Origin of the sequence: Pseudoalteromonas sp. Z9A6 (genome assembly GCF_011378805.1) — a bacterium.
Lineage (GTDB): Bacteria > Pseudomonadota > Gammaproteobacteria > Enterobacterales > Alteromonadaceae > Pseudoalteromonas > Pseudoalteromonas distincta.
On the sequence record NZ_WTKZ01000005.1, the window covers coordinates 65985 to 89462 of the forward strand.

General features: G+C 39.4%; 21 protein-coding genes. 13 read left to right on the plus strand and 8 right to left on the minus strand.

All coding sequences use genetic code 11. From position 1 onward, the window contains the following. Nucleotides 1–35: 35 nt before the first annotated feature. The 4 genes from hslU to priA form a co-directional block, all read right to left on the minus strand. Complete coding sequence (gene hslU / locus GQR53_RS03230) at nucleotides 36–1364, minus strand: HslU--HslV peptidase ATPase subunit (protein WP_024596310.1); 1329 nt, start codon at nucleotides 1362–1364, stop codon at nucleotides 36–38. Nucleotides 1365–1375: 11 nt separating this feature from the next. After that, nucleotides 1376–1894, minus strand: coding sequence for an ATP-dependent protease subunit HslV (hslV, locus tag GQR53_RS03235; protein ID WP_002958366.1), 519 nt, complete (start codon nucleotides 1892–1894; stop codon nucleotides 1376–1378). A gap of 79 nt (nucleotides 1895–1973) precedes the next feature. Next, entirely contained in the window at nucleotides 1974–2501 is a 528-nt protein-coding gene (locus GQR53_RS03240) for an SPOR domain-containing protein (protein WP_024596311.1), read from the minus strand. A 20-nt stretch (nucleotides 2502–2521) separates the two neighbouring features. Then, nucleotides 2522–4708: a primosomal protein N' gene (gene priA, locus GQR53_RS03245; RefSeq protein WP_024596312.1), complete on the minus strand. Its 2187-nt coding sequence runs from the start codon at nucleotides 4706–4708 to the stop codon at nucleotides 2522–2524. A gap of 230 nt (nucleotides 4709–4938) precedes the next feature. On the opposite strand from priA, the gene rpmE reads away from it, so the two are divergent. Together rpmE and GQR53_RS03255 are read left to right on the plus strand one after the other, a co-directional pair. Continuing rightward, the gene (rpmE, locus tag GQR53_RS03250) at nucleotides 4939–5154 is read left to right on the plus strand and encodes a 50S ribosomal protein L31 (protein WP_002958369.1); all 216 of its coding nucleotides are present in this window, start codon (nucleotides 4939–4941) and stop codon (nucleotides 5152–5154) included. Between the two features lie 526 nt (nucleotides 5155–5680). Then, a complete protein-coding gene (locus GQR53_RS03255; protein WP_024596313.1) occupies nucleotides 5681–6922 on the plus strand; it encodes a malic enzyme-like NAD(P)-binding protein in 1242 nt (413 codons plus the stop codon). Nucleotides 6923–6986: 64 nt separating this feature from the next. Here GQR53_RS03255 and metJ read toward each other — a convergent pair whose 3' ends face one another. Next, the gene (metJ, locus tag GQR53_RS03260) at nucleotides 6987–7307 is read right to left on the minus strand and encodes a met regulon transcriptional regulator MetJ (RefSeq protein ID WP_002958371.1); all 321 of its coding nucleotides are present in this window, start codon (nucleotides 7305–7307) and stop codon (nucleotides 6987–6989) included. A gap of 289 nt (nucleotides 7308–7596) precedes the next feature. On the opposite strand from metJ, the gene metB reads away from it, so the two are divergent. Together metB and metL are read left to right on the plus strand one after the other, a co-directional pair. Continuing rightward, nucleotides 7597–8844: a cystathionine gamma-synthase gene (gene metB / locus GQR53_RS03265; protein WP_165742859.1), complete on the plus strand. Its 1248-nt coding sequence runs from the start codon at nucleotides 7597–7599 to the stop codon at nucleotides 8842–8844. A 168-nt stretch (nucleotides 8845–9012) separates the two neighbouring features. Further along, entirely contained in the window at nucleotides 9013–11358 is a 2346-nt protein-coding gene (gene metL, locus GQR53_RS03270) for a bifunctional aspartate kinase/homoserine dehydrogenase II (RefSeq protein ID WP_165742860.1), read from the plus strand. Between the two features lie 64 nt (nucleotides 11359–11422). Here metL and GQR53_RS03275 read toward each other — a convergent pair whose 3' ends face one another. Continuing rightward, on the minus strand, nucleotides 11423–13915 hold the full coding sequence (locus GQR53_RS03275; RefSeq protein ID WP_165742861.1) for a PBP1A family penicillin-binding protein: 2493 nt from the start codon (nucleotides 13913–13915) through the stop codon (nucleotides 11423–11425). Nucleotides 13916–14045: 130 nt separating this feature from the next. Between GQR53_RS03275 and GQR53_RS03280 the strand changes: the two genes are divergently transcribed. The 9 genes from GQR53_RS03280 (at nucleotide 14046) to GQR53_RS03320 (ending at nucleotide 22973) form a co-directional block, all read left to right on the plus strand. Beyond that, nucleotides 14046–15125, plus strand: coding sequence for a pilus assembly protein PilM (locus GQR53_RS03280; protein ID WP_165742862.1), 1080 nt, complete (start codon nucleotides 14046–14048; stop codon nucleotides 15123–15125). Next, entirely contained in the window at nucleotides 15113–15685 is a 573-nt protein-coding gene (locus GQR53_RS03285) for a PilN domain-containing protein (RefSeq protein WP_002958376.1), read from the plus strand. Before GQR53_RS03280 ends, GQR53_RS03285 begins: the two co-directional genes overlap by 13 nt. Next, nucleotides 15675–16280, plus strand: a complete 606-nt coding sequence (locus tag GQR53_RS03290) for a type 4a pilus biogenesis protein PilO (RefSeq protein WP_002958377.1) — start codon at nucleotides 15675–15677, stop codon at nucleotides 16278–16280. The genes GQR53_RS03285 and GQR53_RS03290 overlap by 11 nt, the downstream gene beginning before the upstream one ends. Next, a complete protein-coding gene (locus GQR53_RS03295; protein WP_024605281.1) occupies nucleotides 16277–16816 on the plus strand; it encodes a pilus assembly protein PilP in 540 nt (179 codons plus the stop codon). Before GQR53_RS03290 ends, GQR53_RS03295 begins: the two co-directional genes overlap by 4 nt. After that, nucleotides 16803–18908 carry a type IV pilus secretin PilQ family protein gene (locus GQR53_RS03300; protein ID WP_165742863.1) on the plus strand — a complete coding sequence of 702 codons (2106 nt, stop codon included), beginning with the start codon at nucleotides 16803–16805 and terminating at the stop codon, nucleotides 18906–18908. The genes GQR53_RS03295 and GQR53_RS03300 overlap by 14 nt, the downstream gene beginning before the upstream one ends. A gap of 184 nt (nucleotides 18909–19092) precedes the next feature. Continuing rightward, nucleotides 19093–19611: a shikimate kinase AroK gene (aroK, locus tag GQR53_RS03305; RefSeq protein ID WP_004589350.1), complete on the plus strand. Its 519-nt coding sequence runs from the start codon at nucleotides 19093–19095 to the stop codon at nucleotides 19609–19611. Between the two features lie 27 nt (nucleotides 19612–19638). Then, entirely contained in the window at nucleotides 19639–20709 is a 1071-nt protein-coding gene (aroB, locus tag GQR53_RS03310) for a 3-dehydroquinate synthase (RefSeq protein ID WP_024596026.1), read from the plus strand. Next, a complete protein-coding gene (locus GQR53_RS03315; protein ID WP_165742864.1) occupies nucleotides 20710–22062 on the plus strand; it encodes an AAA family ATPase in 1353 nt (450 codons plus the stop codon). A gap of 53 nt (nucleotides 22063–22115) precedes the next feature. After that, entirely contained in the window at nucleotides 22116–22973 is an 858-nt protein-coding gene (locus GQR53_RS03320) for a Dam family site-specific DNA-(adenine-N6)-methyltransferase (protein ID WP_002958383.1), read from the plus strand. Here the strand turns inward: GQR53_RS03320 and GQR53_RS03325 are convergent. Further along, the gene (locus GQR53_RS03325) at nucleotides 22930–23115 is read right to left on the minus strand and encodes a DUF2970 domain-containing protein (RefSeq protein ID WP_002958384.1); all 186 of its coding nucleotides are present in this window, start codon (nucleotides 23113–23115) and stop codon (nucleotides 22930–22932) included. The two genes, GQR53_RS03320 and GQR53_RS03325, sit on opposite strands and share 44 nt — an antisense overlap. A gap of 3 nt (nucleotides 23116–23118) precedes the next feature. After that, nucleotides 23119–23415, minus strand: a complete 297-nt coding sequence (locus tag GQR53_RS03330; RefSeq protein ID WP_002958385.1) for a hypothetical protein — start codon at nucleotides 23413–23415, stop codon at nucleotides 23119–23121. Nucleotides 23416–23478: the final 63 nt, after the last annotated feature.

A 23478-nucleotide genomic window follows, 5' to 3' on the forward strand; every position in this document is an offset into this window, starting at 1 on the left:
ATCTGGAGGCTTTTAGTATAACGTTTATATTCGTTTTATAGAATAAAGCGGCTTAAGTCTTCATCTTCAACAAGTGCACCTAAGTGTTTTTCAACATAAGCGGCGTCGATTACTAATGACGAGCCTGCTTTTTCAGAAGCGTCGTATGAAATTTCTTCCATCAATCTTTCCATTACAGTGTGTAGACGACGAGCACCGATGTTTTCGGTTTTCTCGTTAACTTGCCAAGCTGCTTTGGCAATACGCTCAATTGCATCGTCGCTAAACTCAATCGATACCTGCTCAGTTTTAAGCAGCTCTCGTTGTTGCTCGGTAAGCGATGCATGAGGCTCTGTAAGGATGCGTTTAAAGTCATCTGCAGTAAGTGCTTCAAGTTCTACTCGAATCGGTAAGCGGCCCTGTAGCTCTGGGATCATATCTGATGGCTTCGCCATCTGAAACGCACCAGAGGCAATAAACAGCATATGGTCAGTTTTAACCATTCCGTGCTTAGTATTTACAGTTGAACCTTCAATTAGCGGTAGTAAGTCGCGCTGAACACCTTCACGGCTCACATCTGGACCTGAAGAATCGCCGCGCTTACAAATTTTGTCTATTTCATCAATAAACACAATACCGTTTTGCTCTACTGCAAAAATAGCTTGCTCTTTTAGCTCTTCAGGATTTACTAATTTAGCGGCTTCTTCTTCCGTTAATAGTTTGAAGGCTTCTTTGATTTTTAGTTTACGCTTAGTGCGCTTATCGCCGCCCATGTTTTGAAACATGCTTTGTAGCTGGTTGGTCATATCTTCCATACCAGGAGGCGCCATAATTTCTACGTTTGGTTGTGCTTGTGCTAAATCGATTTCAATTTCTTTATCATCTAGCTGACCTTCACGTAGCTTTTTACGGAACGTTTGGCGAGTTGATGAGTTATCATCACGCTGCGTTTCGCCGTATTGATCTTTCGCTGGTGGTAAAAGGGCATCTAAAATGCGCTCTTCTGCTGCTTCTTCGGCGCGATGTTTAAATTTCTTAGTCTGCTGTTCGCGAGTCATTTTAATTGATACATCGACTAAATCGCGGATGATAGTCTCAACTTCTTTACCAACATAGCCAACTTCAGTGAACTTAGTCGCTTCTACTTTAATAAAGGGTGCGTTAGCAAGTTTTGCTAATCGGCGGGCAATTTCTGTTTTACCTACACCGGTTGGACCAATCATTAAAATGTTTTTTGGTGTTACTTCGCTGCGTAAATCTTCTTTGAGTTGCATGCGGCGCCAGCGGTTACGAAGTGCGATAGCCACTGCTTTTTTTGCTTTAGCCTGACCTATAATGTGCTGATCTAGCTCGTGAACAATTTCTCTTGGGGTCATATCAGACATGATAGTTCCTATTATAATTCTTCGATTGTTTGGAAGTTATTAGTAAATACGCAGATGTTGCCTGCAATAGTTAAGCTTTTCTCTACTATTTCACGAGCGCTTAAATCTGTATTTTCTAAAAGGGCGGTTGCAGCTGATTGTGCAAAGTTACCACCACTGCCAATTGCAATTAGGTCGTTTTCAGGTTGAACCACATCGCCATTACCGGTAATAATTAAAGAGGCTGTTTCGTCTGCTACAGCGAGCAGCGCTTCGAGTTTTCGAAGTGCACGGTCGCTGCGCCAATCTTTAGCCATTTCTACTGCGGCTTTAGTTAGGTTTCCTTGGTGCATTTCTAATTTGCTTTCAAAGCGTTCGAAAAGAGTGAAGGCATCAGCAGTACCGCCGGCAAAACCAGCGATTACTTTGCCATTATAAAGACGTCGAACTTTACGGGCGTTGCCCTTCATTACGGTATTACCAAGAGACACTTGGCCATCGCCGCCAATTACAACCTTGTCGCCACGGCGTACACTTACGATAGTAGTCATGTTATTCCTCATCATCGAGCTGCAGAGGCAACTCGTAAAAAACGATTATGAAGAGGTTATATGGGTGAATGGTTTATTTTCAAGTCCAGCCCCAAATTCCGCAGCCGACTATTTTTACACGTTTAAGTTTGTTTTTATCACTTTCGGCTTGGCGTTTGGTTTTATAAGGGCCTAAGCGCACTTTATACCAAGTACCATTGCTGCCTTCAGCCTGTTTTATTTCAGAAATGAGGCCTGCAAATGCTATTTTAGCTTTTAGCGATTCCGCTTGTGCGTGGGTTTTAAACGAACCACACTGCATAACGTAAGGGCCTTTTTGCTCAAGTTCTTTCACTTCAACTTGAATCTCGTGGTTTCTAATTTCTTTAATAAACTCTGGTGTGCGTGGAATAACCACTTCTACTTTTGCGGGCGCAGTGGGATTTGCTTGTTTTTCGACAAGTTTTGGATCTGCATTACTTTTAATAAACCATAATGTATAAGCAAAACCACCGACGAGTAAGATGGCTATGACAGCTAAAAGAATAGGAAATGGTTTTTTAGCGGGTGCGTTTTTTTTACTGTTTCTGCCTGCAGGCTTTTTGTTAATATAATCGTGCTGTGCCATGGTGTTATTTTGGCCTTAACCTAAATCATGTCTATAGGGTCTACGTCTAAGCTCCAGCGTACTTTTTGTGCAAGTTTACTTGAACTTAAATAATCAACCATTTGCGCAAGGTACTGATGTAATATGCGGCGATCTTGCGCTTGAATATGTAATTGAAAACGATACATACCTGCGACTTTTTCAAGTGGAGCAGGGATCGGACCGAGCAATTGTATACCAGATACCCCATTCACAGGAACCAAATCTGTCAAAAAATCGACGACTAGCTTAATGCTGTGTCCTTGTGCACGGACAATAGCCATATTTGTAATGGGTGGTAAGTCTGCATCATCGCGTTCACTCAGTGCAAAGCGAGCAAAGTCTTGGTAACCATTATTAACTAAGTCTTGTAAAAGCGGGTGCTCTGGAAAGTGTGTTTGTAATAATACTTGCCCAGGCTCCCCTGAACGCCCAGCTCGCCCCGCGACCTGAGTAACTAACTGTGCTAAATGCTCTGTCGCCCTAAAGTCGCATGAGTATAAACCGCTATCTACGTCTAAAATTATAACAAGGCTTACATCTGCAAAGTGATGGCCTTTGGCAAGCATTTGTGTGCCAACTAAAATGCGTGCACCGCCTAGGTTTATTTCATCTAGTGCTTTTTCAAGGCTGCCTTTACGGCGAGTTGAATCGCGGTCTATGCGAGTAACGGGTGTATCTGGAAACTCGGTCGATAAAAACTCTTCAATTTGCTCTGTACCTTTGCCATTTGGAAATATTTGCGTACTTCCACAATCAGGACATTGGTGAGGAACAGGGTATTGATCGCCACAGTGATGACAAATCATTTGCCCAATCGCTTTATGAAATGTGGCGCTGGTACTGCAGCGTTTACATTCACTTAGCCAGCCACATTCATGGCAAATAAGAGTGGGTGAGAAACCTCGACGATTTAAAAAAACCATAACCTGTTTACCGCGATTTAAGTGTTGGCGCATAGTTGCAAGGCTTGCATGTGCAATACCTGCTTGGTCGGGTTGGCCTTTCATATCGAGTAACTTAAATTGGTTATCTGTCGCAGTTTGCGCGCGCTCGGTTAAACTTAGTAGCTGATATTTGTTATTAATTGCTTTGTGAAGTGTTTCAAGTGCGGGTGTAGCACTGCCTAATATAAGTGGTATTTTATGCTGAAAAGCTCTGTATGCAGCTAAATCACGAGCATGGTAACGAAGGGTATCTTGTTGTTTAAATGATGAATCGTGCTCTTCATCGACAACTATCATACCGAGTTTTAAAAATGGCAGAAAAATACTCGAACGTGTGCCTATAACTATTGCACAACTGCCTTTTTCGCAAAAACGCCATGTTTGCAATCGCTCGTTGTCGGTAAGGGCTGAATGCCAAAGCATAATGGGTGTATCAGGAAAGCGGCGACGAAAACGGTTTACAGTTTGTGGCGTTAAGCCTATTTCTGGCACTAATACTAATGCTTGCTCGCCACGTTTGAGTACTTCTTCTAGGCACTGTAAATACACTTCTGTTTTACCACTGCCAGTTACGCCTTCTAATAAAAAGCTGCTAAATCCATTACTTTGATTTATTGCTGTACAGGCAACCGCTTGTTCTTTATTAAGTACAGGTTTACTACCGACAGTTGGTGCAACGCTTTGCCATTGGTTATCGTGTTCAATAGTTTGCGTAATGAGTTCTTTATCTATTAGGCTATCTATTGTTTTTTTACTAAAGCCAAGAGCTTTTAATTCGGTTAACGATGATTTCCCCGATTGCGACAACTGCTTTAATAAATTGAGTTGTGTTTTGGCTTTTAATGACGGTACTTTTGCGCCTTTTTCTGTCAGAGCAACCATGTTAATACTGGTTTTATCTGGCGATTCACCTTGGCGAAGTGCACTCGGTAGCGCTATGTGAATAGTTTCGCCTAAGGGATAGCAATAATAGCGGGCAGTAAAGCTAAGGAGTTCTAAATGTTGGGCGCTTAAAATAGGGGTATCGTCTATTACCTCTATAATATTCTTAATTTTATCTAAAGGGACGTCGGTACTGTTTTTAATACCCAGAACAACAGCTACTTTTTTTTGATTACCAAAAGGTACTAAAACCCGCATGCCCGGTAGTATGGGTGTTGATAAGCCACTGAGCTGCTCTTCTATTTTATAATCAAAGGTGCGTGGAAGCGGGACTTTAATAGCAACTTCAACAAAACTCATAACAACTCAACCCGTAAAATTAATGCTGTAATGTACTAAAAATACCGCTAAAAACCTACTAGCAATAGTACTTGAGAAAGAGATTGTTCACTTTTTTAGCGAAAAGATAAATAAATACTTGTGCAGGGGAAGGTTGTTGGATAAAATCCGCCACCAACAAATTTGTTTTAACGACGTATGGTGCCAGACTTCGGGTTTGGAGAGCGATGCGGCCTTAACTAGAGGTTCCTATGAAAGAAGGTATTCACCCTAAGTACGAAGTAATTTCTGCAACATGTTCATGCGGAAACAAATTCGAAACTAGCTCAACTCTTTGTAAAGACATTCACTTAGACGTATGTTCTGCGTGTCACCCGTTTTACACTGGTAAGCAAAAGATTTTAGACACTGGCGGCCGTGTTGATCGCTTCAACAAGCGCTTCGGTGCACTTAGCAGCAAGAAGTAATTATTGCTGTTTAGTTAAAAAAAGCACCTTAGGGTGCTTTTTTTATGTCTAAAATTTACCACTTCTTATCTTATTTAGCTTGCTCGAGCTACATCACACCTTGCATAACTATTTCCTATTCTTATTCTGAGTATGCATAAACCTTTGCAGACAAATTGATAGATATTCTCTATATTTTAAATAGTACAAATTTTAACTAGGTTGATAAAAGTAGCTAACGTGGGCTTATCTGTTTTTAAAGTAGTGTAGTAGGCTGTTATTTTAAGTTTATGATGATACGTTAAACATACATTTTTTTAATATTTTAATAGACATAAACGCACCTCAAAACTTACTTTTTTGGTGAATTTTTATTTATCAAATGTTTATATAATCCTGCAAAGTTACTGAAAAACCTCTTAAAATTAAAGGATATAGCATATAACAGGATAGACCTGATATTGCTTGGAATTTAAAAATAATAAGGGTATCGTACCCCAAGACTCCACCTCTCACTTTAACTTAAATTGCAGGATACCATCGCGTTATGTCTGACTTTCGTGAACAAGCACTACATTATCACTCACATCCCGTACCTGGTAAAATTAGCATTGAGCTAACAAAACCAGCTGAAACAGTTCAAGACTTAGCCCTAGCTTATAGCCCAGGTGTCGCTGAGCCTGTACGTGAAATTGCCGCAGATCCTGCAAATGCATATAAATATACCGGTAAGGGTAACATGGTTGCGGTTATCACTAATGGTACTGCAATTTTGGGCTTGGGTAATTTAGGTCCTTTAGCGTCTAAACCAGTAATGGAAGGCAAGGCGTTATTGTTTAAACGTTTTGCAGGGCTTGATTCTATTGATATTGAAGTAAAGCACAAAACAACAGAAGACTTTATTAACACGGTTGCCAATATTGCTGACACATTCGGTGGTATTAACCTTGAAGATATTAAAGCACCAGAGTGTTTTGAAATTGAAAAAGCATTAATAGAGCGTTGTAGCATTCCTGTTTTTCATGACGACCAACACGGCACCGCCATTGTTACGGCTGCCGGCATGTTAAATGCGCTAGAAGTACAAGGTAAATCAATTGAAGATGCAATAATTGTATGTTTAGGTGCAGGCGCTGCTGCAGTTGCGTGTATGGAACTGTTAATTAAGTGTGGTGCACTGCGTGAACACATTTATATGCTTGACCGTAAAGGTGTTATTCATACTCGTCGCGATGATTTAAATGAATATAAACAGCTTTTTGCTAACAATACCGATAAACGCACATTGCAAGATGTAATTGCAGATGCTGATGTGTTTGTTGGTGTTTCGGGTCCTAATTTGTTAGCTGCCGAAGATTTAAAACTAATGGCAGAAAAGCCGATCGTGTTTGCATGTTCAAACCCAGATCCAGAGATCGATCCTGCACTTGCTCACGGCGCACGCAACGATTTAATTATGGCAACAGGGCGCTCTGATTACCCTAACCAGGTTAACAATGTTTTATGTTTTCCGTTTATTTTCCGTGGTGCACTTGATGTACGTGCAAGCGCGATTAACGATGAAATGAAAATTGCTGCAGTTGAGGCTATTCGTAGTATTGCCAAAGAGCCTGTACCTGCAGAAGTTTTAAAAGCCGCAGGCGTAGATAAGCTAGAGTTTGGTGCGCAGTACATTATTCCAAAACCAATGGATCCGCGTTTACTACCGCGTATAGCTAAAGCTGTAGCACTTGCTGCGGTTGAGTCGGGTGTTGCGCAAATTGACTTGCCGGAAAATTATATGGCGTAATATATAACGCTTAAACAAAAAAACCTCAGCAATGCTGAGGTTTTTTTATTAAAAAGGTAACGATTTATTCTTCGTTTAAAATAGGCACTTCTAAACCCATTTCTTGCATTATCTTTTTAACTTCTTCTGGTACTTTTTCTGCGTTGTCTTTACGTAGGTCATCGTCATTTGGTAAAGGTTGACCAGTAAAGGCATGCAAAAACGCCTCACATAGCAATTCACTATTTGTTGCATGGCGGAGGTTGTTGATTTGACGACGCGTACGCTCATCCGTTAAAACTTTTAATACATTTAGCGGGATCGAAACGGTGATCTTTTTAACTTGCTCTGATTTTTTCCCGTGTTCTGCGTATGGGTGAATATACTCACCATTCCATTTAGCCATAAGATGTATCGTTGCCTCAGATTATTAATTTCTCACACGGTATAAAAAGCGTGTAAATATGCGTGAAATTCTATCGATTTAAAAAAGATAGTCAAATAATAGATACCGATCTATCTTAATAAGCCTATTTGGGATGTAAAAATAAGCTCACTTTTGTGAGCTAAAATATGATACTAGCAAACGCCTTCCCTAAATTTAGCCATCTAGAGCTTTAAAATCCTTTGACTTATTAAAACGGATAACTTACTCTTTTAGACGTCTAAACATCCAAATTAATCAGGTGACGAATATGAGCGAAAAAAACAAAGCGACCATTGCTGTACGTAACGGCGTTGATGCTGATAAACATCATGGTGCAGTGGTGCCGCCAATTTATTTATCAACGACTTATTCGTTTGCCGACTTTGATACTAAGCGTGAGTATGATTATGGCCGCAGTGGTAACCCTAATCGTGATATTTTAGCAGAGACGCTTGCTAAGCTTGAAGGTGGCGCTCGTGGCATAATTACGGCCACTGGTATGGCTGCCGTGCATTTAGCTACTCAGCTACTTAACAGTGACGACACGTTAGTAATTCCACATGATTGTTATGGTGGTAGCTATCGTTTATTTACATCGTTACAAAAACGCGGACTATTGAAGCTTGAAGTATTAGATTTAACAAAAGAAGAAAGCCTTCAACAAATTTTAGCAATTAAACCTAAGCTTATTTGGATAGAGACTCCAAGTAACCCAGTACTTCGTTTAACCGATATTAAAGCGGTTACCGATGTTGCTAAGCAATGCGGTGCATTGGTTGCCGCAGATAACACGTTTTTGTCTCCTGCCTTACAAAACCCTATTAAGTTTGGTGTAGATATTGTGGTGCATTCAACTACTAAATATATTAACGGGCACTCAGATGTAGTGGGCGGCGCTGTTATTGCTGCAACACAAGAGCTTGGTGATGAGCTTGCTTGGTGGGCAAATAATATTGGTATTACGGGCGCCCCTTTTGATAGTTATTTAACGCTTCGTGGTCTACGTACTTTAAATGTGCGCTTAAGGCAGCACCAAGAAAATGCGCTAGCAATAGCTAAGTACCTTGAAAGCTCCAATTTTGTAAGCCAAGTTTACTATCCAGGACTTGAGTCACATCCTCAACATGAGCTTGCTAAAGCACAACAACTTGGCTTTGGTGGCATGGTTAGTTTTGATATTAAAGGCGATATAAACGACGCCGCAGCATTTTTAACTAGCCTTAAAACGTTTAGTTTAGCTGAGTCACTAGGTGGCGTAGAGAGTTTAATTTGTCACCCTGCAACTATGACGCACGCAGGTATGGAGGCAAAGGCACGTTTAGAAGCGGGTGTGGGCGATACGCTTATTCGTATTTCGGTTGGGATTGAAGATATACACGATTTAATAGCTGACTTTGAACGAGTATTTGAACTTGTAAAACCAGGGAAAAATAAAAATGTTGGCCGTGTAGGCAAAGGTGCTGGCACTTCTGGTGGAAACGTTAAATTAAGTGCAGCCCGTCCAGCGCTTTGGTAAGTAATACCAATCCGCAATAATACCTAATCAATTTGAGGGATTAAACCGCACGATAACATCGTTAAAAATTCCTAATATAGAACAACTAAATAACGAAATTTTTGCCTTGTTATCGATACGGTTTTTTACCTCAAAATAGACAACTTAATTAAGCGAATTGGTATAAATATGGTCAATTGTGTACATAAATTTGGTGGTTCAAGCTTAAGCTCTAGTGAGCGCTATCAAAGCGTAGCTAAAATAATTATTGGGCATACTCAGCCGGGTGACTGTGTTGTGGTATCTGCTGCAGGTAAGACTACAGATACACTTGTGTCGTTGTGGCAAAGTTATCAGCTGCAAGACACGCAAGCTGTCGCTGATATTTTACTGCAGTTAAATAACCATCAAAGCGATTTAATTGAGCAGTTATTACAAGCTGATTTAAAGCGCTGCGCACTTAAAACACTAAATACCGAGCTTAGTAATATTGCAGAACTTGCTCAAGCTGAGCAGCTAAAAGAGGCTGCGTTACTTGCGCATGGGGAACTGTGGTCAGCACGTTTACTCGCTACTTATTTACAGCAGTTAAATATTGAGGCGTGTGCTCAAGATGCCCGTAGTCTTTTTACCTTAAACGATGGTGAATTAATGCATGCGCAAAATGCGCAGCAATGTCGACAGTCAATTTTACCTAATAAGATAAATGTTGTTACTGGGTTTATTGCCGCCGATACGAAAGGTGAGACCGTAACACTTGGACGCAACGGTAGCGATTATAGTGCAACACTACTTGCAAATTACTGTAATGCTAAGCAAGTATGTATTTGGACCGATACACAGGGTGTGTTTAGCACTGATCCTCGAAAGGTAAAAAAGGCGATTAAGTACGGCAAAATTTGTCGTGGGCAAGCTAATTTATTAGCTCGTTTGGGTAACCCTGTATTACATGCAAAAACATTATCGCCACTTAAAAACACAGATATTAAGCTAGCTGTTCGTAGTAGTTTTGATGTGCAAGCAAGCCCAACAGATATAGTAAAAGAAGGTTCAGCAAAGAAAAAGCGCTTTATAACCACGCTGCAAAATGTTGATCTGTTAATGGTTGAAGGATTAAGTGAAGGTGAGGTCGCAAGCGTTAGTCAGCTTATTCAGCATAGCCTTCATCATTTTAACCATAATGGTGAAGTGTATTTAGTAGTACCGGCTGCACAAACATATCAAGTTATTAATTACTTTGCTGGTAGAGCTAATATTAGTGAGTCAAATTTAAATGGCTGTGCAATTGTTGCCCCTGAGCAAGACGTTAGCGTACTAAAACTGCAAGCTTTAGAGGTATTAGCTGAGCAGACTATAAATCCGCGTTTTGTGCATCAAGATAATGGTTATGTTTTATTACTAACAGACCAATTTATAGATAGCGATATACAAAGCGCCTTACACGATAAGCTAATCAATAAAGGCCAAGAAATAGCCGTTATAGTTGCGGGCCTTGGCAATGTAGGCGATGCTTTTATTGAGCAGTTATCGGCACAATTTGAGCGTTTATCAGACGACTTTAGTATTAAATTGGTAGCGCTGGTTCGCTCTAAACATATGTTATTTAATGCAAGTGGCATAAATATACCGCAATGGAAAACTCAATGGCAGCATGAGGCGAATAGCTATGAAGCTGCGGATTTACTTAATGCGATAAGCGAGCTTGACTACGAACATAAAGTGTTAATTGATATTACTGCAAGTGAGCAGTTTAGCTTTTTATATACAGATTTTGTAGACAGAGATTGTCATTTAATTAGTGCTAACAAATATGCAGGTACAGCACCTACTTCATGGTATAAAGCACTTCGTAGTAACCTTGGCGAACGTAATTTACATTGGCGATATAATACAAGTGTAGGCGCAGGCTTACCTATCAATTTTGCTTTGGCTGATTTGCAAAATAGTGGTGATAAAATTACGCGTATTGAAGGCGTGTTCTCGGGTACACTTTCGTGGTTATGTAGTAAGTATGATGGTACGACTGCTTTTTCTGAGTTGGTATTAGAAGCACAGAAAATGGGGTTCACAGAGCCTGACCCTCGCGAGGATTTATCTGGACGAGATATGCAGCGTAAGTTACTTATTTTAGCCCGAGAGTTAGGTATAGAGCTTGAGCTTGGTGATATTAGCTTATCGGCATTAATGCCCGGCGAGCTTGCGCTAGGAAGCTGGGAAGACTTTCTAAACAATAAAGCCCAGCTAGATGCGTTCATTGAAGAGCATGCTGATACAGCAAAAGCTAATAACTCAGTACTGAGATACACAGGCCTATTAGATATAACAAAAACTGAAGTTATCGCTAAAGTAGGAATTACGTATGTCCCCAATGGGGATGCGTTAGCAAACCTTACACCTGGCGATAATATTTTTGTAATTAATAGTAAATGGTATAGTGATAACGCGCTTGTGATTCAGGGGCCAGGGGCTGGGAAAGAAGTAACCGCTGCGGGTGTACACTCTGACTTATATTGGCTTGTTCAAAACTTAAAATAAGCGATTATTTAAATTAAAACGGCAGCTTAAATAAGCTGCCGTTTTTTGTATTACAGAGATATTATTAAAATAGCTCTTCTTCGGTTTTTGTGTCTTCTTCAAATATATCGTTTGGCTGAGATAGCACATACTTTGTCGGTGCAGTGCCTTTTTCGAAGTATTCAAAGCGGCTGGTGTAGTCATTTTTGTGGCTTAGCAAACCAGTGGCTAAATCAATACGAATCGAAACAAGCCCCTCAGGTGGCTCAATTGGCGCTTCAGGTGTTCCCTCAAGTGCGGCTTTCATAAATTCAATCCATGCAGGCTGCGCTGTTTTAGCCCCCGATTCAGCACCAGATATTTGGCTGCTATCTAAGTTGTTATTGTACGTAGAACGGCCAAGAGCGTTACCTGGGTTATCAAAGCCCACCCACACAGAAGTCATTACTTTACTGTTAAAACCACTAAACCAGGTGTCTACAGAATCGTTAGTTGTGCCTGTTTTACCCGAAAGATCACGACGTTCTAAAGCTTGTGCGCGCCAACCTGTGCCACTCCAACCCGTTTTATGGGCCCAACTACCGCCGCCCCAAATACCACTGTGCATTGCATCAGCAATTAAAAATGCATTCTGCTTAGAAATAATTCTCGGTGCACATTTTTTTGTTGGTTCCACTTCATCACTACTATTATGAAGTGAGAATTCATTGCGTGTTGGTAAAGGCTCTTCATCACAGGCTAGGGCAGGGTTTGCTTTAAACAATACATTACCGTAAGCATCTTGAACTTCTGAAATAAAGTAAGGTTCAATTAAGTGGCCACCATTGGCAAATGCACTCATGCCACGAGCAAGTTCAAGTGGTGTAATGGAAGCACTACCCAGTGCTAGTGATTCACTGCGATTAATGTCTGAATCTTTAAAGCCAAACTTTAATAAATGATCAGCTGTACGTTGTAATCCAACGCCGCGTAGTAAGCGCACCGAAATAACGTTTTTAGATTGTGCTAAAGCACGGCGAATTCTTATCGGACCATTATATACAGCAGGGCTGTTTTTAGGGCGCCATGCTACGCCTTGGCTTTTATCCCATTGGTTTATAGGAGCATCGTTTAATATAGACGCAAGCGTGTAACCTTTTTCAAGTGCTGCTGAATATATAAAAGGTTTTATATTAGAACCTACTTGACGCTTTGCTTGTACCGCTCGGTTATATTGACTTTGCTCAAAGCTGTAACCACCTACAATAGCTTTAATTCTGCCATCTTGTGGGTCGAGTGACACAATAGCACTTGATGCTTCTGGTATTTGGCTTAGTAAGTAGCTGTCATCTTCATTTTTACGCACCCATATTTGCATTCCTGGCGTTAAAATATCTGTAGCTGCTTTTGGAGCAAAACTTTGGCGGTAACGAGTAATATATTTACGCGCCCATTTTAAGTTATCCCAAGTAAGAGTTGTGCGCTCGCCACTTTTAAGTAATACCGACGCTGTTTTATCATTAACACTAAGCACGGCTGCTGCTTTCAAAGTACCCAACTCATTTACGCTTTGTAATTTATTGAGTATTTGTTGCTCAGTTAAAGCAGGTTGTGTTTCAGGATCCCATAAAACATCTGTTGGTCCTCTAAAACCATGGCGCATATCGTAATTATGTAAGTTGTTTACAAGTGCGTTTTGCGCTGCTTTTTGAACTTTAGACTCTACCGAGGTGAAAATTTTAAAACCTGAGTTGTAAGCTTTATCTATTCCATAACGCGAGACCATTTCAGCGCGCACCATTTCAGAAATATACGGGGCGTATAAATTTATTTCAGCACCATGAAAATAAGCGGTGATAGGTTGGCTCGTTGCTTCGTTATATTCTTCTTGAGTAATATAATTTTCAGTTAATAAACGCCCTAAAACAACATTTCGGCGTGCTTTTGCACGCGTTGGGTTACGAATTGGGTTTAAAGCTGAAGGGGCCTTCGGTAAACCTGCAATCATCGCCATTTGTGCAAGTGTTAAATCTTTTAACTCCTTACCGTAATAAACTTGTGCTGCAGCACCAATACCAAAAGCGCGATTACCCAATTCTATTTTATTAAGGTAAAGCTCTAAAATTTCGTCTTTTGTTAATACACCTTCAATATGTAGCGCTATAAATATTTCTTTAACTTTACGAATATATGCTTTTTCGCGAGTTAAAAAGAAATTACGAGCAAGCTGCATAGTAATAGTACTTGCGCCTTGTTTTTTCTCGCCGGTAGATATAAGAACAATAGCCGAACGTACAATACCTATAGGATCTATGCCTATATGATCGTAAAATCGATTATCTTCTGTCGCTAAAAATGCATTAATGAGGGTTTGAGGAATTTCATCAATAGTCACTGGAATACGACGCTTTTCACCAAATTGATTGATTAAAAGCCCATCTTTTGTGAATACTTGCATAGGAGTTTGTAATTGCACGTCTTTTAAAACTTGCACACTGGGGATATCAGGTTTAACGTAGTAATAAAGACTGACCAAAGTGATCAGACCAATTAACACACAAATGATAAAAAATTGTAAAGTTCGTTTTAATAAAATCACTTATATTTCCCTAAATGGACTCCCAATTGCGAGTTTTGACTGCTAGTATATATTGATTAAAAAATGAATAATATTTTTTCAGATAAAAATTATAACTTGTTTATTATTAAAACAAAGGCCAAGTTGAAACATGCTAAGTCAACTATTTCAAAAACCGTCCCCGATGATGGTAGGAATTGATATTGGATCGCACTCTATCAAAGCGGTGCTTTTACGTGAAATTGAAACTGGATTTCGACTAGAAGCACTTGCAATTGAGCCTATGCCAAAAGGTGCGATGAGTGAGCGCACAATCCAAGATATTGAAGCGATTGGTAACGTTATTACAAAATTAAGAAAAAAATTACCGAAGTCGTTAAAATCTGCTGCAGTGGCTGTTTCTGGCCAAACAGTTATTACAAAAGTGATCTTCATGGATGTATCGTTAACAGATGCTGAACTTGAATCGCAAATTGAAATTGAAGCTGATAGTTTAATCCCTTACCCGCTTGATGAAGTGAGCCTCGATTTTGAGAAGCTTTCGACGAATGAGGCCGATCCTAGCAAAATGAATGTTTTGCTTTCGGCTGCTCGTACTGAGAGTGTTGAAGCACGGGTGGGCGCTTTAGAAGCCGCAAATTTAGAAGCCAAAATAGTAGATGTAGAAAGCTACGCATTGAGCCGTGCTATGGACGTTTACTATCAACAATTACCTAGCGATGCATTTAATAAGTGTGTGGCTGTGGTCGATATTGGCGCAGTTTTAATGCTTGTGAGTGTTGTGCAAGCTGGGGAAACCATTTATACCCGTGACCAAGTTTTTGGTGGCGATCAATATACAAATAGTATTGTTGCTTATTATAATAAAGGCTTTGATGAAGCCGAAATAGGCAAAACATCAGGTGATTTACCGCCAAACTATACCTTTGAAGTATTAGCCCCTTTTCAAACTTCGTTACTTCAACAAGTTCGCAGAGCTGTGCAAATGTTTTTAACAACCAGTGGTAAAGAGCAAATAGATTATATTGTATTAACGGGCGGTACATCGATGATAAAAGGTATCGACCGATTGCTTATTGAAGAACTCGGTATCCACTCAGTTGTTGCAGAGCCTTTTATAAATATGGAAATTTCCCCAAAGGTAGACCGTAATATAATGCAGCGTCACAAAACGCAGTTTGCAATTGCAACAGGGTTGGCATTAAGGAGTTTTTCAACATGCCACATATAAATCTACTGCCTTGGCGTGAATCACAACGCGAAGAATCGAAAAAGAAATTTGTAACTATACTTGTTGGTGTCGTCATACTTTGTTTTGCAAGTATGTATTTATTAAGTTCTTTTTATAGCGCTTTAAAAGACGGTCAAAATTTAAAGAATAATTATTTAAGCTCAGAAATTAGCATGCTAGATAAAAAAATAAGTGAAATACGAAGCTTAGATAAAAGAAAGGAAAATTTACAACAGCGTATGAGGCTCATTGAAGAATTGCAAAGCAGCCGTAATTTGGGTACGCAAATAATGGATGAAGTTGCCAAAATAGTGCCAGGTGGCGTTTATTTAACAAAGCTGGAGCGCAAAGGCAGCCAAATACATGTTTTAGGACGTAGTGAATCTAATAATCGCCTATCAACAATGCTCCGCCAAGTACAAAGCTCATATTTACTAGAGAATCCTTCAATGCAGGGCATTGTTGCAGGCGATCAATCTTCGCGTTTACTTAGTGATTTTAATATGGAATTTTATGTAAAACCATTTGATAAAATTGGTGAGGTTAGCGATGAACCTTGATTTTAAAGCACTGAGTGAAATTGATTGGAATGAAATAGAGCTTGATAACATTGGTGATTGGCCAATTGCTGTTAAAGCAATTTGCTGCACATTTGTTGCGGGCCTTGTATTGTTTTTTAGTTATAGCCTATTAGTTTCTGATGAAATTGACAGCTACCATAGTGCCGTGGCAAAAGAAGTTGAACTACGAACAACTTATCGAACTAAGTATGCAGTAGCGAGCAACCTTGAAATATATCGTCAACAAATGATTGAAATGGAAGATAAGTTTTCACAGCTATTAAAGCGTCTACCCACTTCGAACGAAACTCCTGGTTTACTTGATGATTTATCATATGTTGGGACAACGAGTGGTCTGACTTTTTTAAAAATAGGTTGGCTGCCAGAAGTTGAAAAAGAATTTTATACCGAGCTACCTATTAAAATCGAAGTAATAGGTAGCTACCATGAGTTTGGTGAGTTTGTAGGTAAAGTGGCCCAGTTACCCCGAATTGTAAGCTTACATGACTTTTCTATTTTATCATCGGGCGATAAACAGTTAACATTCAGTGTTGTTGCAAAAACATATCGTTATGAAGAAGGGGTTAAAAAATGAAACTCCTTCGCGTAGTACCTTTAGCTATAGCGTTTGTTTTAGCTGGTTGTAATGATGACACTTCTGAGCAAAAAGAATTTATTGATCAGGTAAAAGCAAGCACCACACCAAAGGTTGAGACGATTCCTGAACTGACAAAGTTTGAAATATTTGAGTACAGTGCTGGTCAGCTACGTAGCCCGTTTGTAGCGCCTCAGCCTGAGATTATTCAAAATAAACTAACGCAAGTAAAAAACTGTTTGCACCCAGATCAAGAGCGTCGCCGCGAACCGTTAGAGAAATACCCGCTAGATAATTTAGCAATGAAAGGCACAATTGGCTCTAGTGGACAAATATGGGCATTAATTACAGCAACAGATGACACTTTGCACCGCGTAACGGTAGGGAATTATCTTGGAAGTTATGATGGCAAAGTAAAAATAGTAAGCAACGACTATATAGAATTAGTGGAATTAATCCCTGATGGGTCTGGCTGTTGGAAAGAGCGCCTGACGAAATTAGAAATGTTAGAGGCGGCAACAGATGGCGCAAATTAATAATAAAAAAGGTAAAAATAGGATGCATAAGGATGTACTTTGGCTTCATCGTATTTCACGGACATTACTGGCTGCTGTTGCTTTAGTCACTGTAAACTCAGCCATAGCTGGGCCATTGCTTTATGATGTTCGTTATAATCCATTACTTAAAGGCGAAACTGAATTACAGCTTGTTTTTGATGAAGAGTTAACCTTTGAACCAAAAGTTCAAGTGTTTAATAGCCCAGCCCGAATCGAAATGTTTTTTGATACTGCAGAGTTAGAAGTTGGTTTAAATGATGTTGAAGTTAATCAAGCTGGAATTAGCAGTGTTACTAATGTTTTAACTAACAGTGGTTTAAAGGTAACGATAAACTTAGATAGATTAAAAATTTATGAGACTGAAGTTCATAATAATTTAGTATCGATACGTGTCTCTGATAACCCTCTTACAGAATCTGAAAATGAAGATGTAGTGATGGACTCAGGTGATGTAAGTGGAAATTACATTAACCGTATCCAGTCAATTGATTTTAGACGTGGTGAGAAGGGTGAAGCAAAAGTACTTGTATTTTTACAAGACACTCAAGCTGCAATTGAAGTCCATGAAAGTGGCGGGAAAATTTATGCTGACTTTCATCACACCGATATTTTAGACGATCTACTTTATGAATTAGATGTATTAGATTTTGGAACTGTTGTAAGTAATATCGAGACTTTTAAAGAAGATGGTTTAAGTCGTGTTGTTATCGAACCTAATGCTCAGTTCACGTTTACGTATCAGCAAATAGATAATATTTTAACGTTGACAATAGAAAAAGATGAAACGCAAAATGCGTACTTAGATGGTGGGGTTGAGTATCAAGGTCGTCCTATGACCTTAAATTTTCAAGATATCTCTGTGCGTGCAGCACTGCAAATTATCGCGGGTTACAACGACTTTAACTTAGTAACCAGTGATTCAGTAACGGGCAATATAACGCTGCGCCTAGATGGTGTACCGTGGGATCAAGCGCTTGACGTAGTACTACGTATTAAAGGGCTAGATAAGCGCATGGATGGCTCTATATTAATGGTAGCGCCTGCAGAAGAACTTGCAGCACGTGAAGCCAAAGATTTAAAAGCTAAACAGCAAGTTGAAGACTTAGAGCCTCTATATAGTGAATACATCCGATTAAACTATGCTAAAGCCGAAAATTTTGCTGACTTATTAAAAACAGATACAAACAGTATTATAACTGCCCGTGGTAGTGTATCTGTTGATCAACGTACAAATACTTTGTTAGTAAAAGATACTGTTAAGAGTATAGAAAACATTCGCCGCATGATTGAAACGCTTGATATTCCAGTGCAGCAGGTTGTAATAGAATCTCGGATGGTAACGGTACGCGATAACGTTACTGAAGACTTAGGCGTACGTTGGGGCTTTAGTGACCAAGGCAGTAGTGTTGGTATTTCAGGCTCTCTTGAAGGCGCAGAAGGTATTTATAATGCGACATCTACTTCAGATGCACCAAGTATTTCAGACCGATTGAATGTAAATTTACCTATCACTAACCCTGCGGCTAGCATTGGCTTACACATAGCAAAACTGGCTAACGGTACGCTGATTGATTTAGAACTAAGTGCGCTTGAAGAAGAGAATAAAGGCGAGATTATTGCAAGTCCACGTATAATAGCGGCTAATCAGCAAAAAGCGCGAATAGAGCAAGGTACTGAAATTCCTTATACAGAGTCAGCTTCAAGCGGTGCTACTACCGTAAGCTTTAAAAAAGCGGTACTGAGCTTAGAAGTTACACCTCATATCACACCTGATAATAAAGTAATTCTAGATTTAATTATTACTCAAGATACACGTGGTGATACTGTTCAAACAGGTACTGGTGAAGCGGTGTCTATTGATACTCAAGAAATTCAAACACAAGTGTTAGTCGAGAATGGCCAAACCGTAGTACTCGGTGGTATTTTCCAACAGCAAATCATTAATACTACGAGTAAAGTGCCAATTTTAGGTGACATTCCTTACGTAGGAAGACTATTTAAAACCACAAGTGAGTTTAATGAAAAGCGTGAATTACTTATTTTCGTGACACCGAAAATACAAATTGATTAAAATACAGTGGTTTTATGTTAACCAACGGGTGATTATTTAGATTAATTGCTCGTTATATGGCTTTTTATTCTAATTGACTTGAAATACCCCTGCAATTACTGAGATAATCCCCTCCTTAATTTTGGGGCCAGGTCGTTAGGCGGGGTTTTATTTCAAATTTTAGAGTTTGTTTGTACTAAAAGATATGGCTGAGAAACGTAATATATTTCTAGTTGGCCCCATGGGGGCTGGCAAAAGCACGATTGGTCGTCACATCGCTGACCAATTACACCTTGAATTTGTTGATTCTGATCAAGAAATCGAACGCCGCACAGGTGCAGATATTGCATGGGTATTCGATCTTGAAGGTGAAGAAGGCTTTAGACTTCGAGAAGAGTCTGTTATTGGCGATTTAACCGAGATGCAAGGTATTGTACTTGCTACCGGTGGTGGTTCAGTAATGAGCAAAGAAGTTCGAAACAAGCTTTCGGCTCGAGGTATCGTTGTATACCTAGAGACACCTATAGAAAAGCAAGTTGCACGCACGCAACGCGACAAGCGTCGCCCATTACTGCAAACTGAAGAAGCACCTCGTAACGTACTAGAGCGCTTAGCAGAAGAACGCGAGCCCCTATACAAAGAAGTTGCCGATTTTGTTGTACGTACCGATGAGCAAAGCGCTAAAGTTGTTGCTAACCAAATCATCGAGAAATTAGATTTTTAAAAACCAATAATAAGGAAATAACTAAGCATGCTTAAATTAACAGTTAATTTGGACGAGCGAAGTTATCCTATTTATATTGGGCAATCTGCACTTCAAGATAATGGCCGCCTGGTTCACCACATTGGTGATTGTCGGCCTATCATCATTACTAATGACACAATAGCGCCTTTATATTTACAAGCGTTACTTGACTCATTAGCAGATCAAAATCCGCTATCTTTTATTATTCCTGACGGTGAACAATATAAATCACTTGAATGGTTTGAAAAAATATCAGCATTTTTACTCCAAAATAACTGTGGCCGAGATACGTGCTTAATTGCGTTAGGTGGCGGTGTTATAGGTGATCTAACTGGTTTTGTAGCGGCGTGTTATCAGCGCGGCGTACCGTTTATTCAAATACCAACGACAGTGCTTTCACAGGTTGACTCATCGGTAGGTGGTAAAACGGCAGTAAATCATCCTTTAGGTAAAAATATGATAGGGGCATTTTATCAGCCTCAAGCGGTTTTTATTGATACACAAACATTACACACCCTACCAGCAAGAGAGTTTGCAGCAGGTATGGCTGAAGTAATTAAGTATGGTCTGATTTACGATACCGAATTATTTGCATACTTAGAGCGAAACGTAGCTAATTTGCAGCAACTAGATGAAACATGTTTACAGCATATTATTTTTAGATGTTGTGAAATAAAAGCACTTATAGTTGCGCAAGATGAAAAAGAGCATGGTTTACGTGCTTTATTAAACTTAGGTCATACATTTGCCCATGCAATTGAGGCAGAAATGGGCTACGGCGTTTGGTTACATGGCGAAGCTGTTGCAACAGGCATGGTATTAGCAGCTAAACTTGCCAAGACACGCCAAGATTTAAGCGCAAGTGAAGTTGATCGAATTATTAAGCTGCTTGAGCTATATAATTTACCAACAGAAATTCCAAAGCAAATGACTAGCGAGCAGTTCCTAACGCATATGCGTAAAGACAAAAAGAATAAAAGAGGCACTATACGCTTTATTCTACCTACCCAATTTGGCCAGTGTGCATTAGTTGATGATGTTTCTGATGACCAAGTTAGAGACTTAATCGAGCAGTAAATGCAGTCACAAATTTTACCAAGCCGTGCGGCTTTGGTGGATAGAATCGCACTGCAATTTGAGTACGGACAAAATTTAATAGTTTTACTTGGCACATCGGGGCTAGGTAAAAGTTATATGCTCGAAACCTTCATTACAGATAAATACAATGACTTTAATAAAGCGTTTGTGCAAGTAAGTGCACAAATGACTGACGCTCAGCTAATGAGCGATTTATTAGAGCAAAGCTTTAATTCCCCTTTGGTTGATCATAATTTAAGTTTACCTGAAAACTATTACCAGCTGCTTGAGCAACAGCAGTGCGGACCTTGTTTATGGGTGCTTGATGGCGGTAGGCAACTATCTGAAGAGATACTAATTGAGCTTGAGCTGCTTTCTAAAAATAGCCCTAATACGTTGTATATCATAATTGCATCACAGTCTAAACTTGCTTTAAATGACGCTGTCGAAATTTACTTGGAGCCACTAACGCTTCGAGAAAGCAAGATGTTATTGCAGTGGTACTTTACTGATTTACCTTATGATGAAGACCCTGTTTTTAGTACTTTTTTAGCCGAGGCTCATGGTAACCCCAGTTTATTGCTTGCTTGGCAACCTAGCGAGCACATAGCCGATATTATCGTTAAAGATAAAGTATCTTGGCGATTACACTTATTGATTTTGATGTTGTTAATTATGCTTTTAATTATTGGTCTGCTTTATAAGTCTGATATGACGCAGTGGTGGCAACAATATTATCAGCAGGAAGAAACACAAGTCCTAAATACAGCAATATCTGTAGAGCAAGTAAGTGAGCCGGTTATAAAGCAAAATGACTCAGTAGTTACCTTAAATGACCCTGAAGGAGTTGAGCCAGATATTGAGCCAAAGAGCGTACACATTAATGATGTGCCTGCTATCATGCAAAGTCTTAGCGAACCTGCAAATACAGTTAAGGTATTAGACAATGCTATTGATAATAGCGCTAAAAACAAAAGCAGTGAAGCAGGTGACGTTGTATCTAAAGCTCTAAAAGTAGAGAAAGTAAATACAGCAGAGCAAACTCAGATAAGCCAAGATAATATTTGGTACATGCAGCAAGCAGATACAAATAGTGTTATTCAATTATTAGCGGTAACTCAGCAGGAAGTTCGCGATAATTTTATTGCTCAATTCAATCTACAGCAGCAAGCACACACTTACCAAACGAAGCGAAATAATCAAATATGGTGGGTTGTTACATTTGGCAGCTTTGAGAGTATAAACGAGGCAAAATCAGCAATGGATACTTTACCCCCTGGGGTTAGAAAAAATAAACCTTTCTATAAAAAAATTAGTAAAATAAAGCAAGAAATAGCAGTCGTTGATCAGTAAAACACACTGCTTTAGTGTAAAATCGCGCAACACCAGATTGAAGTAAAGAGCCAATGCAGCAAAAAAGTAGAGCCTTCCTTAAATGGGCCGGCGGAAAATACAGCCTAGTTGAAAACATTAATGCGCGATTAAACCAAGCTAGCAAGCATGCTGATACTTTGGTTGAACCTTTTGTTGGTGCAGGCTCTGTGTTTTTAAATAGTGACTTTAAGCACTATATCCTCAACGATATCAATGCAGACTTAATTAACTTATATAAAGAGCTTAAAAGCTCTCCAGATGAGCTTATTAGTGACGCTAAAAAGCTATTTGTTGATTTGAATAATCACGCAGATGCGTATTACGAATACCGTGTGCAGTTTAATCAAAGCCGTGATGTATACGAACGTTCAATCTTGTTTTTATACATGAACCGCCATGGTTACAACGGACTGTGTAGGTATAATTTAAAAGGCATTTTTAATGTGCCTTTTGGTAAGTATAAAAAGCCTTACTTTCCTGAAAAAGAAATGTATTTTTTTGCTGAAAAAGCACAAAAAGCAACGTTCACTTGTTTAGATTACGATGACGTTTTTAAGTTAGTACCTAACAATGCTGTTATTTATTGCGACCCGCCTTATGTGCCATTAAGTAAAACGGCTTCTTTTACGTCATACGCAAAAGGGGGGTTTAATTTAGATGATCAGGCTAACTTAGCTAATTTGGCAGAACAAGCCGCATTTGAAAATAACACGCCTGTGCTTATTTCAAATCACGATACCGTGTGGACGCGTAAAATTTATAGCCAAGCATCGCTTGAGCAAATTCAAGTAAAGCGCACTATTAGCCCCAAAGGTGGCTCTAGAAATAAAGTTGACGAGTTGATGGCTATGTATTTAGCACCCAAGCAACCACTGCGTAAATTGCGATAACAAAAGCAACAAATAGTACAATCGCAATTAAAATGATGGATAAAGGGGAATGTTGTTTAAAATCGACTTGGCGTTTATTTTCAGATTGAACACCAAAAAATGCAGCTAGCACACTTTGCAACGCGCTAAAAAATTGTAGCATTATTTAAAATAAAGGTTTTAAAGAAGGAGCGTTTTTAGAATCTTCAGAACTAGTAAGTAGTTCCAGTAAATCAAGGTAATGAAACTGAGCACTACGGCTATCGCCAGTTAACCACGAAAACCATGATGACTCTTCTTCAGCTTTAATACACGCAGTTAAAGTGTTTTGAGCACTTACCACTTGTGTATTATGACAATTACTCACTGAGCTTAATTCTTGCTCAGAGCTTGAACCAAAGCTAAACGCCCCGATAAGCAGTAATGCCGACGCAATTAATATCCCAATTTTAAAAGCACGCATGATGAAATCCAATAATTTGTTACTTTTTTAATCATAGCAAATACTGGTTAAATATCAAACTTA

Coding starts and splice junctions, on each gene's coding strand:
- aroB (WP_024596026.1), top strand. CDS start 19,639: ATGCTTAAATTAACAGTTAATTTGGACGAGCGAAGTTATCCTATTTAT.
- GQR53_RS03285 (WP_002958376.1), top strand. CDS start 15,113: ATGCCACATATAAATCTACTGCCTTGGCGTGAATCACAACGCGAAGAA.
- metL (WP_165742860.1), top strand. CDS start 9,013: ATGGTCAATTGTGTACATAAATTTGGTGGTTCAAGCTTAAGCTCTAGT.
- metB (WP_165742859.1), top strand. CDS start 7,597: ATGAGCGAAAAAAACAAAGCGACCATTGCTGTACGTAACGGCGTTGAT.
- GQR53_RS03300 (WP_165742863.1), top strand. CDS start 16,803: ATGGCGCAAATTAATAATAAAAAAGGTAAAAATAGGATGCATAAGGAT.
- hslV (WP_002958366.1), bottom strand. CDS start 1,894: ATGACTACTATCGTAAGTGTACGCCGTGGCGACAAGGTTGTAATTGGC.
- priA (WP_024596312.1), bottom strand. CDS start 4,708: ATGAGTTTTGTTGAAGTTGCTATTAAAGTCCCGCTTCCACGCACCTTT.
- GQR53_RS03255 (WP_024596313.1), top strand. CDS start 5,681: ATGTCTGACTTTCGTGAACAAGCACTACATTATCACTCACATCCCGTA.
- hslU (WP_024596310.1), bottom strand. CDS start 1,364: ATGTCTGATATGACCCCAAGAGAAATTGTTCACGAGCTAGATCAGCAC.
- metJ (WP_002958371.1), bottom strand. CDS start 7,307: ATGGCTAAATGGAATGGTGAGTATATTCACCCATACGCAGAACACGGG.
- GQR53_RS03240 (WP_024596311.1), bottom strand. CDS start 2,501: ATGGCACAGCACGATTATATTAACAAAAAGCCTGCAGGCAGAAACAGT.
- GQR53_RS03325 (WP_002958384.1), bottom strand. CDS start 23,115: ATGCTACAATTTTTTAGCGCGTTGCAAAGTGTGCTAGCTGCATTTTTT.
- GQR53_RS03330 (WP_002958385.1), bottom strand. CDS start 23,415: ATGCGTGCTTTTAAAATTGGGATATTAATTGCGTCGGCATTACTGCTT.
- GQR53_RS03320 (WP_002958383.1), top strand. CDS start 22,116: ATGCAGCAAAAAAGTAGAGCCTTCCTTAAATGGGCCGGCGGAAAATAC.
- GQR53_RS03315 (WP_165742864.1), top strand. CDS start 20,710: ATGCAGTCACAAATTTTACCAAGCCGTGCGGCTTTGGTGGATAGAATC.
- aroK (WP_004589350.1), top strand. CDS start 19,093: ATGGCTGAGAAACGTAATATATTTCTAGTTGGCCCCATGGGGGCTGGC.
- rpmE (WP_002958369.1), top strand. CDS start 4,939: ATGAAAGAAGGTATTCACCCTAAGTACGAAGTAATTTCTGCAACATGT.
- GQR53_RS03290 (WP_002958377.1), top strand. CDS start 15,675: ATGAACCTTGATTTTAAAGCACTGAGTGAAATTGATTGGAATGAAATA.
- GQR53_RS03280 (WP_165742862.1), top strand. CDS start 14,046: ATGCTAAGTCAACTATTTCAAAAACCGTCCCCGATGATGGTAGGAATT.
- GQR53_RS03295 (WP_024605281.1), top strand. CDS start 16,277: ATGAAACTCCTTCGCGTAGTACCTTTAGCTATAGCGTTTGTTTTAGCT.